14 protein-coding genes are annotated in these 16,297 nt (G+C 38.7%); 13 read left to right on the forward strand and 1 reads right to left on the reverse strand.

The genetic code is table 11. The features are described 5' to 3' along the window. Positions 1–287 precede the first annotated feature (287 nt). The 10 genes from BLS35_RS09470 (at position 288) to BLS35_RS09515 (ending at position 9,770) form a co-directional block, all read left to right on the forward strand. Positions 288–1,250, forward strand: a complete 963-nt coding sequence (locus BLS35_RS09470) for an AAA family ATPase (RefSeq protein WP_371328240.1) — start codon at positions 288–290, stop codon at positions 1,248–1,250. 4 nt (positions 1,251–1,254) lie between these two features. Continuing rightward, positions 1,255–2,130: a DUF58 domain-containing protein gene (locus BLS35_RS09475; protein WP_175459584.1), complete on the forward strand. Its 876-nt coding sequence runs from the start codon at positions 1,255–1,257 to the stop codon at positions 2,128–2,130. A 4-nt stretch (positions 2,131–2,134) separates the two neighbouring features. Beyond that, on the forward strand, positions 2,135–3,121 hold the full coding sequence (locus BLS35_RS09480) for a BatD family protein (protein ID WP_090780216.1): 987 nt from the start codon (positions 2,135–2,137) through the stop codon (positions 3,119–3,121). Then, positions 3,108–4,112 (forward strand): vWA domain-containing protein, encoded by a 1,005-nt coding sequence (locus BLS35_RS09485; RefSeq protein WP_175459585.1) that lies wholly within the window; start codon positions 3,108–3,110, stop codon positions 4,110–4,112. The genes BLS35_RS09480 and BLS35_RS09485 overlap by 14 nt, the downstream gene beginning before the upstream one ends. Before the next feature lie 4 nt (positions 4,113–4,116). Next, entirely contained in the window at positions 4,117–5,151 is a 1,035-nt protein-coding gene (locus tag BLS35_RS09490; protein ID WP_090780218.1) for a vWA domain-containing protein, read from the forward strand. Between the two features lie 2 nt (positions 5,152–5,153). Further along, entirely contained in the window at positions 5,154–5,930 is a 777-nt protein-coding gene (locus BLS35_RS09495) for a tetratricopeptide repeat protein (protein ID WP_090780219.1), read from the forward strand. Between the two features lie 22 nt (positions 5,931–5,952). Further along, the gene (locus BLS35_RS09500) at positions 5,953–7,761 is read left to right on the forward strand and encodes a BatD family protein (protein ID WP_254778787.1); all 1,809 of its coding nucleotides are present in this window, start codon (positions 5,953–5,955) and stop codon (positions 7,759–7,761) included. Beyond that, positions 7,739–8,530, forward strand: coding sequence for an SH3 domain-containing protein (locus tag BLS35_RS09505; protein WP_254778788.1), 792 nt, complete (start codon positions 7,739–7,741; stop codon positions 8,528–8,530). Before BLS35_RS09500 ends, BLS35_RS09505 begins: the two co-directional genes overlap by 23 nt. A gap of 13 nt (positions 8,531–8,543) precedes the next feature. Then, positions 8,544–9,245, forward strand: coding sequence for a DUF2461 domain-containing protein (locus BLS35_RS09510; RefSeq protein ID WP_090780223.1), 702 nt, complete (start codon positions 8,544–8,546; stop codon positions 9,243–9,245). Positions 9,246–9,392: 147 nt separating this feature from the next. Next, positions 9,393–9,770, forward strand: coding sequence for a pyridoxamine 5'-phosphate oxidase family protein (locus tag BLS35_RS09515; protein ID WP_254778789.1), 378 nt, complete (start codon positions 9,393–9,395; stop codon positions 9,768–9,770). Here BLS35_RS09515 and BLS35_RS09520 read toward each other — a convergent pair. Continuing rightward, a complete protein-coding gene (locus tag BLS35_RS09520; RefSeq protein WP_090780227.1) occupies positions 9,730–10,593 on the reverse strand; it encodes an NYN domain-containing protein in 864 nt (287 codons plus the stop codon). The genes BLS35_RS09515 and BLS35_RS09520 overlap by 41 nt on opposite strands. A gap of 264 nt (positions 10,594–10,857) precedes the next feature. Between BLS35_RS09520 and BLS35_RS09525 the strand changes: the two genes are divergently transcribed. From BLS35_RS09525 to BLS35_RS09535, 3 genes are all read left to right on the forward strand, one after another. Further along, the gene (locus BLS35_RS09525) at positions 10,858–11,436 is read left to right on the forward strand and encodes an RNA polymerase sigma factor (protein ID WP_165973275.1); all 579 of its coding nucleotides are present in this window, start codon (positions 10,858–10,860) and stop codon (positions 11,434–11,436) included. Between the two features lie 88 nt (positions 11,437–11,524). Then, on the forward strand, positions 11,525–12,718 hold the full coding sequence (locus BLS35_RS09530) for a FecR family protein (protein ID WP_090780231.1): 1,194 nt from the start codon (positions 11,525–11,527) through the stop codon (positions 12,716–12,718). Between the two features lie 201 nt (positions 12,719–12,919). Then, a complete protein-coding gene (locus tag BLS35_RS09535; RefSeq protein ID WP_165973274.1) occupies positions 12,920–16,294 on the forward strand; it encodes a TonB-dependent receptor in 3,375 nt (1,124 codons plus the stop codon). Positions 16,295–16,297: the final 3 nt, after the last annotated feature.

A 16,297-nucleotide genomic window follows, 5' to 3' on the forward strand; every position in this document is an offset into this window, starting at 1 on the left:
CTAGGATTAACTCATAGCGTTAATTGTTTTTAAATGGATTCGTTGAGCTCGCAAACTCGGTTCATTTTTTTCTTCCTAAAGAAGAAAAAACTTATTCCAGTTCGTGAAGTTCAACCTAAATTCCCCCTTTTTAACATATTTTAACATTATACCCCCTTTTAACGCTGTGAAAAAATTAACGTTTGTTGTAATTTTCGCAACGAATAAAAAAATGGGTATAAATGGAAGAAGTAACTAATATTACTGAGCATTCATCGTATGGAACTGATATCCGTGCACTGAATGAAATGATTCAAAAAGAAAGTGCATTTATCGATCTCCTTTTTATGGAAATGGATAAGGTAATTGTTGGGCAGAGGTATATGGTAGAGCGCCTGATGATAGGTTTGCTGGCTGATGGACATATCCTTTTGGAAGGTGTACCAGGACTGGCAAAAACATTGGCTATTAACACCCTGTCGAAAGCCATTGATGCAGGTTTCAGCAGAATTCAATTTACACCAGATCTTTTACCAGCGGATTTGCTGGGAACAATGATCTACAACCAAAAGAAAGAAGAATTTATTGTTAGAAAAGGGCCATTGTTTTCTAATTTTATTTTGGCGGATGAGATTAACCGTGCGCCGGCTAAAGTACAGAGTGCTTTACTGGAAGCGATGCAAGAGCGTCAGGTAACTATTGGGGATAACACTTTCCCATTGCCTAAGCCTTTTCTGGTACTCGCTACTCAAAATCCAATTGAACAAGAAGGTACTTATCCTCTGCCTGAAGCACAGGTAGACAGGTTTATGTTGAAGGTGGTGATCGGTTATCCTAAAAAGGAGGATGAGAAAAAGATTATGCGGGCCAACATTGCGCCTCAGGGGATGCCTAAGGCTAATGTCGTTATTCATACAGATGATATTTTGAGAGCAAGAAAAGCGGTTAGAGAAGTATATATGGACGAGAAAATCGAACAATATATTATTGATATCGTTTTCGCAACGCGTTTCCCTGCCGACTATAAATTAGCTGATTATAAGAACCTGATTAGTTTTGGTGCATCACCACGTGCAAGTATCAACCTCGCTTTAGCGGCCAAGGCATACGCTTTTATTAAAAGAAGAGGTTATGTAATTCCAGAAGATGTTAGGGCGGTTTGTCATGATGTATTGAGACATCGTATCGGACTTACTTATGAGGCCGAAGCCGAAGACATCAATACGGAGACGATCATCACCGGAATACTAAATGCAGTAGAAGTTCCTTAGTATTATGGATACCAAAGACCTCTTAAAAAAAGTAAGGAAGATTGAGATTAAAACTCGTGGTTTAAGTAACCAGATCTTCTCGGGCGAATACCAATCGGCATTTAAAGGTCGTGGTATGGCCTTTAGCGAGGTGCGAGAATATCAGGTGGGGGATGAGATTCGTACCATCGACTGGAATGTAACTGCCCGTTTTAACCATCCTTATGTGAAAGTATTTGATGAGGAAAGGGAAATGACAGTGATGTTGCTGGTGGATGTGAGTGGGTCTAAAAACTTTGGAACACAGGTTCAGTTGAAACAAGAACTGGCCACAGAGTTGTGTGCGGTACTTTCTTTTTCTGCCATACAAAATAACGATAAAGTTGGGCTGCTCTTTTTTAGCGATAAGGTAGAGAAGTTTATTCCACCTAAAAAAGGTCGCAGTCATATCCTGATGATCATCAGAGAGCTGATAGATTTTAAACCGCAAAATAAAGGTACCAATGTGGCCGAAGGCTTAAGGTATTTTACAAGTGCTATTAAGAAAAGATGCACGGCTTTTCTGATCTCTGATTTCATGAGCAGTCCTTTTGAAAATGAGCTAAAAATTGCCAATCGTAAACACGACCTGGTTGCTTTAAGGTTATATGATATTCATGAAGAAGAATTCCCTGATTTGGGATTGATACCAGTGAAGGATGAAGAAAGTGGCGAAATTGAATGGATTAATACCAGTAGTAAGGCTGTACGTAATTCATTTAAAGCTGCGGCTTTGGAAAGAAATGGAAAGCTGGAGGATATGTTTAGAAAATCAGGGGTAGATTTCACCAAAATCGGAACTCATCAATCCTATATCAAGCCATTAATGACATTGTTTAAGAAAAGAGAAGCCAGAAGATAAGGGTATGAGACAATATTTTAATTTTAGCTGGTGCTTAATGCTGGCTTTAGCTGGTTTTACTTACTCGGCAAAAGCGCAGGACATTCGGGTAGAGGCTAAGCTAGACAAGACCACTATAGCACTTGGGGATCAGACCAAATTGCATTTGATTGTTCATCTGCCCGCCAATTCACATGTAGATTTTCCGGTACTGGCAGATACCATTTCATCAAAAATACAAATTGTTGAAATGGGTAAGACGGATACTATAGCTGATCAAAACAATCCAGGTGTAAAAACCATCAGCAGGCAATATACAATTACCTCTTTTGATGCAGGCTTGCATATGATTCCTGCATATACATTTGGTAGCAAGTCGGGTAGCTTTAATACGGCTGCACTTCCTTTGGAGGTAACGGCCGTAAAGGTGGATACGACGAAAGCTATATATGATATTAAGGAGCCCTTAGCGGTGTCTTATTCTTTCATGGACTGGCTTAGGGATAACTGGAAACTGGTGTTACTTGTGGCATTAGGTATTTTGGTAATTGTCGGATTGATCTGGTATTTCATTAAAAAAAGCAAAAATAAACCGGCTAAAGTTGAACCTCCTAAAGCAATTGTTCCTTTGCATACCATTGCTTTAGATAAGCTAAAAGCTTTGAAAAATGAAAAGTTATGGGAACAAGGCCAGATTAAGCAATATCATAGCGAGCTAACCGATATCATTAGAGAGTACCTGGAAAAAAGATATGAAATCAATGCTTTGGAGCAAACCTCTGAAGAGATTTTTGCGGGCTTACGTCATCTTGATATTTCTGAACAAAATACAAATAAGTTGAGGCAGATGCTGCTACTTGCAGATTTGGTGAAGTTTGCCAAAGCAACACCATTGAATACAGATAATGAACAAAGTATGGAAAATGCGATCAGTTTTGTAATGAACACCAAAGCGGTTGCTGCTCCATTGACTGAAAATAAAGTACAAAATAACGATAATGAATCTGTTTAGCGGAATTGAATTTGCCAATAAGGGCTTTTTCTGGCTCCTGATCATCATTCCTTTAATGATTGGCTGGTACATTTGGAGAAATACCAAACTTCAGGGAAGTTTACGGATGTCGGCTTTAAAAGGTTTTTCCTCCGGTAAAAAGAGCAGCTATGCTATTTTAAGGCATTATGGGATCGTTTTAAGGGTATTGGCGTTAATTGCTTTAATTATCGCACTCGCGAGGCCACAATCTGCGTTTAGCTGGCAAAACTCGACAACAGAAGGGATTGATATTGTAATTGCGACTGATATCTCGGGTAGTATGCTTGCTGAAGACTTGAAACCGAATCGTCTGGAAGCTGGGAAAAATATTGCGATAGACTTTATAAAGGACCGTCCGGAAGACCGTATAGGCCTAGTTATTTTTAGTGGAGAGAGCTTTACCCAATGTCCACTTACCATTGATCATGATGTATTGATTAACTTGTTTAAGGATGTTAACAATGGAATGATTGAAGATGGAACAGCTATCGGAATGGGACTGGCAACGGCAGTGAATCGCCTAAAAGATAGTGAGGCTAAGAGTAAAGTCGTGATTTTACTGACTGATGGTTCGAATACTACAGGCTCTATTCCGCCAATGACTGCTGCAGAAATTGCGAAACAAATGAAGGTAAGGGTTTATACTGTTGGTGTAGGTACAAAAGGTTATGCACCGTATCCGGTAAAAACGCCATTTGGGATCGAATATCAGCAGGTTCCGGTTACTATCGATGAAGATGTGTTGACTAAGATCGCTAACATTACGGGTGGAAAGTATTTCCGTGCTACCAATAACGAAAAGTTGAAACAGATTTATCAGCAAATAGATCAACTGGAAAAAGCTAAGATTGCGGTTACCCAGTATAATAAAAAGACCGAGCGCTTTTTGCCTTTTGCTTTAATCGCTTTGGTATTACTGCTGGCTGAATTTTTATTGAGAAATACAATTTTTAAAGGAGCCTTAACTTAAAGAGATGCTACGTTTTGAACATATAGAATTTTTATGGGGCTTAGCCGCGATTCCATTACTCATCCTGATCTTCTTATGGGTGCGCAGATGGAAAAGAAAAGCGTTATTGGCTTTTGGTGATCCACATACGGTAAGAAGGATGATGCCTGAGGTTTCGTTGAGTAGGCCGGGCTTAAAGTTTGTATTGTATATACTGGCTTATGCTTCTTTGGTAGTGGGTATCGCCAATCCACAAATAGGAACTAAAATGGAAGAGGCGAAGCGTGATGGTGCTGATTTGATGATTTTATTGGATGTTTCGAATAGTATGCTGGCGGGTGATTTGGCTCCTAATAGATTGGAGAATGCCAAACGGGCCATTTCTCAGTTAATTGATAATTTACATAACGACCGAATAGGGATCATCATTTTTGCTGGTGAGGCTTATGTCCAATTGCCTATTACTACAGATTACTCTGCCGCTAAGCTATTCCTGAACAACATTACTACTGATATTGTGCCAACGCAGGGTACAGCCATTGGTGCTGCCATTGATATGGGGATGAAGTCCTTTAATTTTGTGAACGGTACGAGTAAGGCTATGATTTTGATGACTGATGGTGAAAACCATGAGGATGATGCTGTTTCGGCAGCTAAAAATGCTCGGGCTAAAGATGTGGCCATACATGTGATTGGACTGGGCTCGCAAGAGGGCGCGCCTGTACCTATTTACAAGAATGGGAAGCCAGTAGGCTTTCATACGGATGAGGCTGGAAAAACTGTGGTTAGTAAATTGAACGAAGAGATGTGTAAGGAGATTTCGGAAGCTGGTAATGGCGTATATGTAAGGGCTAGTAATGCGAATAGTGGTTTAAACATCGTGATGGACCAGGTAAATAAAATGGAAAAGAAAACTTACGATAGTAAGTCATTTAAAAATTACGAAGACAGGTTCCAGTTTTTCCTTGGTTTATCGATGTTACTATTGCTGCTGGAGTTTTTTATCTCTAATCGTAGAAACTTGAAATTAAGTGAATTGAATTTGTTTGAAGTGAGGTAGTTATGAAGCAATTGATCATTATTATATATATTGTATTACAAGGGGCTGTAGTTTTTGCACAGAAGGAGAAGAAATACATCCACAATGGCAATAAGCTTTATCAGCAACAGAAATATGCAGAAGCTGAGGCCAGCTATCGCCAGTCAGTAGAAAAAACAAAGGAATCCGTAGCGGGTAATTTTAATCTGGGTGATGCTTTATACAAGCAGAAGAAATTTGATAATGCTGCACAAAAATTTACGGAGATTGCTGCCTCATCAGAAAACAAAGCAGTAAAGGCGCAAGCTTACCATAATTTGGGTAACTCTTTGCTGGAAAGTAAAAAGTTAGAAGAGAGTATTGAGGCCTATAAAAAATCTTTGATCAATAATCCTAAAGATGATCAGACGAGGTATAATCTGGCTTATGCTCAGGAAAAGCTGAAGCAACAACAACAGCAGGATAAGAACAATAAGGATAAGAATAAAGACAAGAAAGATCAGAATAAGAAGGACCAGAATAAAGATCAGAAGGACAAAGATAAGCAGGATAAGGATAAGAAAGACCAGGATAAAAAGGACCAGAATAAAGATCAAAAGGACAAGGATAAACAGGATAAAGACAAAAAGGATCAGGATAAAAAAGATCAGCAGGGGCAACAGCCTCAGCCAGATAAGTTGTCTAAAGAGGATGCAGAAAGGATGCTGGATGCTTTGAAAAATGAAGAGAAAAATACCCAGGATAAGTTGAAAAACAAAAAAGCAAAAGGGGTAAAGGGACGTATTGTTAAAGACTGGTAAAAGGGGTTATTATATAATGAAAATGAGATATTATTTATTGTCGGTATTGCTTTTCTGGTCTGCCATTGGTTTAGGCCAGATAAAGGTTACTGCATCAGTAAGTTCTAATCAGGTGGCTACTGGTGAGCAGTTTGAAATTACTTTTTCAACTACTGGGAATCCAGAATCATTCGATCCACCTGCATTTAATGGGTTTCAGGTAGTTGGTGGGCCTAATCAGTCGTCCAGTTTCAGTTCTATTAACGGGACGACAACGGCAAGCATTTCTGTGGGTTATGTGTTGATTGGTGTAAAAGAAGGGGAGTATGCTATTGGACCTGCAACAATGGTCGTTAATGGTAAGGCCTATAAATCTAATGCTGTAAAAATAAAAGTAACAAAAGGTAGATCTGTTCCTCAGCAATCTGGACAATCAGCTCAAGGAGGTCAGGGTGCTGGGGTACCTACAGGTAATTCAGCTGATCTTTCGAAGCGCTTGTTTTTGCGGGCAATAGCCAGTAAAACGAACGTTTACCAGGGCGAGCAAATAGCAGTTACTTATAAGTTATATGCTAACATTGCGATTGTAGGTAATGAGCCAGAGAAATTGCCGGATTTTAATGGGTTTTGGAGTCAGGAAATTAAGAACGGTAGTCAGAGTGTAGAATGGAAAGAGGAAGTTTATAATGGGACAAGGTATCATGTTGGCGTATTGAAAGAGATCATATTATTCCCGGAACGGTTTGGGAAGCTGACGCTTGATCCTTTGATTATGAATTTTGTGGTCCGTAAAAATGTACCATCTAATGATCCTATTGAGCAGTTTTTTGGTGGTGGCTCTTATGAGGATGTAAAATATAAAGTGAAAAGTGCACCCGTAACCATTAATGTTAAGGCCTTGCCAGATGCTGGTAAGCCTGAAGGTTTTGAAGGTGCTGTAGGGACTTTTGCAATTGGTGCTGCGATTGATAAATCATCGGTTAAGGCAAATGAGGCCATTAACTATACACTCAAAATAACGGGCTCGGGTAATCTAAAACTATTGAAAGCTCCAACGGTGAACTTTCCTGCCGACCTGGAAAAGTATGATCCGAAAATTACTGATCACCTTACTGAAAGCCTGAATGGTGTTTCTGGAAGCAGAGAATTTAGTTATTTGCTTATTCCAAGACATGAGGGTAATTATACCATTGAGCCGTTAAAATTCTCTTATTTTAATCCATCGACCCAAAAGTATGTGACATTAACTGCCGGACCTTTTAATTTAAAAGTAGCTAAAGGAGCACCGGGTTCTAATGTTACGGCTTATGCTTCAGGTAATCAGAAGGACATAAAAATGCTGGCAAAAGATATTGCTTACATTAAGACAAATGCATCAGGTTTACATAAAAAGGGGAGTTCTTTTTATGGATCGGCGGCTTATTATCTTTTACTTTGTTTAGGTCCTTTGTTGTTTTTTGGCGCATTTGCATATCGTAAACAATACAGGGAGAATAACAGAGATCAGGTGAAGGTAAGGGGCAGAAATGCAAATAAAATTGCGGCTAAACACTTGGCGAGTGCAAAAAAACAATTGTTGAACGGAGATAAAAAGTTGTTTTATCAAGACGTTTATAAAGGACTTTACCAATACCTGAGTGATAAATTTAATATTCCTGCTGCGGAATTGAACAAGGAAAATATCAGTGAACAGTTAAGTGCTGCAGGGATTGCGACACCATTAATCAACCAACTCACAGAGACACTGGATTTGTGCGAAATGGCGCGGTATGCTCCTGTTTCTGGAATTTCAGATCAGGAAGTATTTGATAAAGCTAAAAGTATCATTAATGACATTGAAGAGCATGCGTAACTTTTTGAAATATAATTTATGTGCATGGCTGTTGCTATTTGCTATGCCTTTATTCACCTCGGCAAAGGTAATTGATGCTGATGCTTTACTAAAACAGGGCAATGCTGCTTATGCTAAAAATCAATTTGCGGAAGCAGCAGCGGCTTATCAGCAGGTATTGGATGCTGGTTATGAATCGGCAGCGGTCTACTTTAACCTGGGTAATGCGCAATATAAGTTAGCCGAAATGCCTGCGGCAATTTTACACTATGAGAAGGCATTGAAGCTGGCCCCTGGTGATGCGGATATTAAACAGAACTTACAGTTGGCTAATCTTAAAATAACGGATAGGATAGAAGAAATACCTGAATTTTTTCTGAGCAAATGGTGGAAAGGATTTATCTTATTCTTTTCTCTGAGTATCTTATCTGTATTTACAATTGTGTGCTTTATTGTAGGCTTTATTTTGCTGATCGCCTATCTGTTCTTGATTTCCGTTTGGCCGAAAAAGATGGCTTTTTATACGGGAATAACTGTGCTTTCATTTGGATTGATCTTTTTAGTGATGTCTGCAGTACAATCACATTACCTGAATGCATATCAGCAGGGGATTGTTTTTACTGGCGCTGTCGACGTGAAAAGCGGTCCTGATGGAAAGCAGAAAACGTTGTTCGTGATCCATGAGGGTACAAAAGTGAGTATTCTGGAACAAGATAATGATTGGGCAAAGATCGTATTGGCCAATGGCAATGGGGGCTGGATAAAATTACTGGATATTAAAGAAATATAAGAGAGGGAATTAAATGGCACCGTTATCAACAAAGCAACCGCAACTATTCCCATCAAATCTTGCTTTTTTAAATAAGCTCAGAAATCATAATGACAGGGATTGGTTTAATGCCAATAAGGAAGAATTCCAACAGGAGCAGCAAATGGTTACGGCCTTTGCAGATGCATTATTACAAGAACTCAATACGCAGGATGTGATAGAAACGCCTTCCGGTGCAAAGAGTGTGTATCGCATTTATAGGGATACCCGCTTTTCTAAAGACAAGACGCCTTATAAAACGTATTGGAGTGGAAGTTTTAAGCGTGCCACCAAATACCGTAGGGGAGGTTATTACTTTCATATCGAACCGGGCAACAGTTTTATTGGTGGTGGATTTTGGGGTCCAAATGCTAATGATCTGAAACTGATTAGAGAAGATATTTCATTTGATTCGGCGCCTATGAGAAAAATCTTAAACAGCGAGTCATTTATTTCATCTTTTGAAAAGTTAAAAGGGGAGCAATTAAAGACCACTCCCAAAGGCTTTGATGCGAATTCTGAAGCTATTGATCTTTTGCGCTATAAACAATTTCTGCTGATTCGAAAGTTTTCTGATGAAGCCGTTTTAAGTCCGAATTTTCTAAAAGAGGCAAGCCAGACCTTTAAAAATATGCGTCCGTTTTTGGACTATATGAGCGAAGTACTGACAACTGATGTCAATGGAATTGGGATATAATCATCCATTATTATGACCTTGGTCATTTGATGGAGTTTTTTAAAAGCCTAACTTTGATATCAAAAGTATAATAACAAATAGGATATGCTCGGAGACTTAGGTAAAAAGCAGATTATAGATCTCCTACACCGGCAGGTTATTGGACGGGTGGGATGCCATGTCAATGGTGAGACTTATATTGTCCCAATTAATTATATTTACAATAATGATTCCATCTATGCCCATTCGGGTAATGGTAAGAAAATTGAGATGATGCGTCAGAATCCCAAAGTATGTTTTCAGGTGGATGAGATCACAGATACATTTAGTTGGCAAAGTGTAATTTTGTGGGGGACTTTTGAAGAACTCAATGGAGTAGACAGGCAACAGGCGATGCAGGGCATTATCTATAGGATTATGCCGCTTGCTAATAAGCATTCGGAAGAGTCATCTCACGGTATTGATATTGAACAGCATAATGATCTTATCGTCTATCGAATAAGGATTACCGAGGTGACCGGGCGTTTCGAGTCCCACGAGGACTAGTAACCTCGCCCACTTTTTTCTTATGATTGGTCTTTTTAACTGAAGGCGCGGGTACAGGCTGAGTGAGTTTTCTGATATAGATGTGCTTGACATTCGCTTTCCCACTTTCTCTTTCATCGACTTCAAAGCGGTTGGTGCTTTTTATCAAAGGTAGCAATTTAGAAAACCCATAATTCCTGGAATCAAAATCTGGTTTTTTCTTCATCATCAGATTGCCGAAATCTCCAAGATAAGCCCAACCGTCTTCGTCTGCAAGGTCAGTAATACTATCTGCGAAAAGCCTGATAATTCCGGGATCAACTTTACTTAAAGGCTGTGTTTCTGGAGCTTTAGTACTTGCAGTAGTTGGTATTGTGCTGCTATCTTCTGCAGGCAACTGTTTTGGTTTTAGAATTTCAATGTAGATGAATTTATCACAAGCAGTGATAAAAGGAGTTAGTGTTTTCTTTTCACCGATACCTATTACTTTCATGCCGGCTTCTCGAAGCCTGGTGGCTAATCTGGTAAAATCACTATCGCTGGAAACGATGCAAAATCCGTCAACTTTTCCCGTATAGAGGATATCCATGGCATCAATAATCAGCGCGCTGTCGCTTGCATTTTTGCCACTGGAATAACTGTACTGCTGAATCGGAGTGATCGCATTTTCCAGCAGTACTTTTTTCCATCCCGAAACTGTTGGTTTGGTCCAGTCAGCATAGATCCTTTTGAACGTTGGGGTGCCGTATTTGGCGATTTCCTCAAACATCTCCTTAACGTTGGCATAAGGGACGTTGTCTGCATCGATCAGTACTGCGAGTTTCAGATCTTTCTCGTTTTTCATAAGCCCTGTGCTGGTGATTTTATTAAAGATAAGCAAACATAAATAGAAAAATATTAGTCTTACTGTATGGAGATGTTATTATTGCCAAATAATTGGTAATATAATATAGTAAGTGGATAATAAATTTTAAAAGGACGAGAGCTGTATCTCGCATATTTGTATAATATACTTCTGAATTTGAGGGGAGTACATTAAGCTAACCAAATAAATATGAAATTATGATTACTTTAGTTTATCTACTGTTAATCTAAAAGGGGACTGTACGTGCATAAGAATTCGGAAAATATAGATATTGAACTGCTTATTGCAGGTGATGAATCTGCGTTCAACACGGCTTATCACCTTTATGCAGAAAAAATTTATAGGTTGGCATTCCGATTTTTAAAAAATGAAGCACAATGTGAAGAAATTGTTCAGGAAACCTTTCTAAAACTCTGGTTAAGCCGTTTAAGGCTCGATCCATCAGGAAATCTCTGGCTATACCTATATGTGATTGCAAAAAGACTATCGTTCGACGCTTATAAAGAGATTTGCAAATCATCAGCCCTGACGGAAAAGCTATTGTTAAATCTTCATGCAATTAGGAATACTACGGAAGATGAAATTTTAGCAAATGAGCTGGAATGTTTTACCGAAAGCGTAATCAGTAAGTTACCTAATCAACAACGTCTCATTTTCAAATTAAGTCGTCTCGAAGGCTTATCTCACCAGGAAATTGCCAGTCAGTTGAATATCTCCCCAAATACAGTAAAAAACCACATGGTAGAGGCCTTAAAGACGATAAAGATGGAGTTAAAATACTCGGATCTTATCTATTTCCTGGCTCTGTTTTATATGATTTAAAATTTATTTTCATTTTGACTAGTCCTATTGGTCACTTTTTAAGTTCTCTCTTATAACCAGCCCTTAAAAGGCAAAATATAAACCAGACTTGAACGAAGAAAAATTACAGCTTTTATTAAAAGCCTACTTGGATCATACAATCAGTGATGAAGACTGCCTTGAGTTGATGGCCTATACAAAGGATATCGAACAGTCAGAAATTGATATGATAATAAACCGACAGCTGCAAGAGATAAATACTGGGCCACTGTTTAGAGGTGCTAAAGCCGATTCTGTTTTAGCGCTGATCAAGAAAGATCCAAGGTTCGTTGGGAGGGGACATTCAGATTTACCTATATACAAAAAAATCATTGGTAGTACTGTTTTTCGTATTGCAGCAGTATTTGTGCTTACCTTATTTGTGGCACTGTATGCTATCCATTATGAGAAGCAGGGCACTGCATCAGAGACTATGACTGATAAAGTTGTTATTGCTCCCGGTACAAAGAAAGCAGTTCTGACCTTGGCAAATGGCAAGCAAATATCGTTAAATGATGCGGAGATTGGAGAATTGGCTAATGAAGGAAGTGTATCTGTTCGTAAAACCAGCACGGGGCAGTTAATTTACGACCTCTCTAATTCTTCTGCCGATGGTACGTCCTCTGCAGGTTACAATACTGTCCAAACACCTAAGGGCGGAGAATATCATGTCATCCTTCCTGATGGTACACTGGTCTGGCTAAACTCAGCTTCTTCGCTCACATTTCCTACTAAGTTTTCCTCCACCAACCGAGAAGTAACTCTTAAAGGCGAAGCTTATTTCGAAGTAGCTCATCTTAAAAAGAAACCATTCCATGTAAATGTAAAAGGAACCAGGGTAGAGGTACTTGGTACGCATTTCAATATCTCTGCTTACGACGATGATACAGAGGTAGCTACTACGCTTTTAGAGGGATCCGTGAGCGTATCTAAGAATAAACGTAAATCAATATTGTTGCCAGGCCAGCAATCACTAGTGATGGATGGAGCAGATGCTATCCTGGTAAAAAATGTCAACACGGAAGACGTCATGGCATGGCATAATGGTTATTTCCGTTTTAACGATGAAGACATCAGAACTATCCTTAAAAAGGTATCCAGATGGTATGATGTGGAAATAGAATACCGAAATACCAAACCAAGCCAGAAACTGGGCGGCATGTCATACCGAACAAAGAGCTTGCAGGACCTGCTTGAACAATTAGAAAAAATAGGAAACTTACATTTTAAGCTCGAAGGAAGGAGGATTATTGTTCTAGACTGATACTAATCGTTTATTACAATTATCGGCCAAAAATACCGGAAGTGTTCGCTGCACTTCCGGTTACCGAAAATCGGGTCAGATAATTTATTCTATTGCTTGAAACAACCAAATTTTAATTAACCTAACAACCAAATGTATAAAAATTCCACTGCAGTATCAAGCAGCAGGGCTACCTCTGCTTTGTATAAATTTTTTCTTATAATGAAACTGACAACTGTTTTATTACTACTAACTATTTTGCAGGTTAGTGCATCCAGCTACGCTCAAAAGATTACTTTGAAAGTGAACAAGATGCCTATGTTAGCATTTTTTGCCCAGGTGCAAAAACAGACAGGTTATGATTTTCTTTACAATTCTGATGATCTGAAAAAGGCTATGCCGATCACGGTGAATATCGAGAATATGCCTTTGAAGGACGCGCTTAATCTATGTTTTAGCAATCAGCCACTTAATTTTTACATCGATAAAAATTCGGTGCTGGTAAAAAGAAAGGAACCTGAAGTTTTTAGAACCGCAGAGGAGTTTATGCAAAACGTGGTAACAGGTAAAGTGACTGATATATATAATCTTCCTTTTCCGGGAGTAGCGATCAGGGAAAAAGGTGGGACAGCTACCGCTGTTTCTGATATTAAAGGGAGTTTTAAAATTACAGTTTCTAAAGCGACTGCAGTACTCATATTTTCCTTTATTGGTTATGACAATCTGGAAGTGGAAATTGCTAACCAGAAGAATTTAAATGTAGTATTAAAAGAAAAGCCAACTAAGCTGGATGAAGTAGTGGTTGTAGGGTATGGTACTGTGAACAAAAAAGATCTGACAGGTGCTGTAGCTGAAGTTAAGGTGGCTGAGATAGTAAAAGCGCCAGTAACAAATTTTGAACAGGCCTTGGCTGGAAGAGTATCTGGCGTGCAGGTGTCGAGCAACGACGATCAGCCAGGTAGTGGTATGAATATCGTAATCAGAGGAGGTAATTCATTAACCCAAAGTAATGCTCCACTGTATGTTGTGGATGGGTTTCCAATTGAAAATTTTTCCAGCTCTTCATTAAATCCACAGGATATTGAATCCATTTCTATACTTAAAGATGCCTCGGCTACTGCTATTTATGGTTCAAGGGGCGCAAACGGGGTCATCATTGTGGAGACTAAAAAAGGTAAACTCGGTAAACCGGAGATTAGCTATAAAGCTTATGCGGGTAAGCAGTTCGTTACTAAGAAAATGGAAATGATGAATCCTTATGAGTTTGTGAAGTACCAATTGGAAGTTCAACCTAATGAAATGGAAGAACTATATATCACGAAGCCCAAAAAGACCCTGGAAGACTATAGAAATGTAGAAGGTATTGACTGGCAGGGGCTTTTGTTTAGAGGAGCAGCGATGAATAGCCATGATCTAGCCATTAGAGGAGCAACCCCACAAACAAAGTATTCTTTTTCTGGTTCCTATGTGAATCAAGATGGTGTGGTGATCAATTCGGGATATAAAAGGACCCAGGCAAGAGTTTCTATAGAGCAAACGGTTACACCTAAACTAAAGGCCAATTTAAACGTAAATTATAGTTTAGATAAAAATTATGGATCATTGGCTTCACTGCAGCAATCTTCATCAAATTCATATGCTTCATTTTTAATGTACAGGACTTTGGGCTACAGACCGGTTTCAAATGAAGCAGATATTGTTAATGAGTTATTTGATACTGAAGATGAGGTTGCTCTTGCACTAATGAATCCATATCTCACAACTCAAAATGAAATCAGACAACAAACCAAAAATGGTTTATTGGTAAATGCGGGACTTGTTTATTCTTTTTCTAAAAATCTGACTTTAAACATTAGAGGTGGATTAAACACTGTAGGAACTAAAGATGAAGCATTTTATAATTCAAAAACATACAAAGGATTACCTAGCAGTTTTAACGTTAAGGGGGTAAACGGGGCTTATGGTAATAGTGATCTTAAAAGTTGGGTGAATGAAAACACGTTAACCTATAAAAAGAACTTTGGTAAAAACAATCTCGACCTTGTCGGGGGAGTAACCTTTCAACAGAATGAAGTAGATACCTACGGCTTTGAATCAACTAATATTCCCAATGAGGATTTAAAACTGAGAGCTTTACAGTTGGGACTACCCGCTGGATTAATTTCCGTTGCTTCAAAAAATGCATTGGCATCGGCAATGGCCAGGGCAAACTATAGTATCAACTCAAAATATCTGTTTACAGCATCTATTAGGTTGGATGGGTCATCAAAATTTGCTGCGACGAATCGTTGGGGAGTTTTCCCTTCGGGTGCATTCGCCTGGCAAATGGGCAGGGAAGATTTTATTAAAAGATCTGATGTAATAAGTGATGCAAAATTGCGCATTAGTTACGGGATAAGTGGCAATAATAGGATCGGAGATTTTGCCAGATACCAAAACGTAGTGTTGTCTACCTTCTTCTCATTTAATAACCAGACACCGGAGTATATTGCTATGGTGAATAACATGGGCAATGAGGATTTAAAGTGGGAAAAAACAGCCCAATTAGATATTGGCTATGATTTATCATTATTCAAAAACAGGATCAATTTAAATGTAGATGTGTATTCGAAAATCACCAGAGATTTGCTGCTCAACTCTAATCTTCCATTAAGTACGGGTTTTTCAACGGTATATAAAAATGTAGGTAAAATAAAAAACCAAGGTTTAGAACTTACCTTAAATACGGTAAACATTAATAACAAAACATTTAGGTGGGAAACAGAATTTAACATCAGTTTCAACAGAAATAGGATACTGGAATTGGCCGAGCATCAGGAGAAAATACAAACAACGGTGCCATTTACTGGAGATTACAATGGTACGTTTTTATACTTAGCAAAGATTGATCAGCCCGCCGCGCAGTTTTATGGCTATGAGTGGCTTGGAAATTATCAATATGAAGATTTTGACCTTGTAAATGGTAATTATGTTTTAAAAGCAGGAATCTCAACTAATGGAAATACCGCTGCAACCATTAAACCCGGAGATATCAAATACAAAGATCAGAACGGTGATGGGATTGTAAACGACAATGACGCTGTTGTAATTGGAAGAGCTCTGCCTATACATTATGGTGGTTTTACTAACAATTTTACTTATAAAAACTTCAGTTTAAGTGTATTTATGCAGTGGAACTACGGCAATCAGATTATGAATGCAAATAGGTTGGCATTCGAAGGTAACTTTGCCAATCGCGCTAACTTCAACCAATTCGCATCTTACATTAATCGCTGGTCGCCCGAAAATCAAAACAACGAAAATTTCAGGGTTGGTGGTTTTGGGCCCAAAGGCAGATATTCTACCAGGACATTAGAAGATGGCTCTTTTTTAAGACTTAAAACTGTTAACCTCTCTTATAATTTGCCAAAAAAGACGATGAAGAAGATCAGTGGTTTGGAAATATTTGCCGCTGCTCAAAATCTATACACCTGGACAAAATATTCTGGGTTTGATCCTGAGGTTTCTACGGCTAATAGTACGCTAACTCCTGGGTTCGATTATTCTGCTTATCCAAGGAACTTTACTGTTACCCTAGGTGCTCGCATTTCATTGTAAGAT

Source organism: Pedobacter sp. ok626 (assembly GCF_900100435.1).
In the GTDB taxonomy this organism is placed as follows: Bacteria; Bacteroidota; Bacteroidia; order Sphingobacteriales; family Sphingobacteriaceae; genus Pedobacter.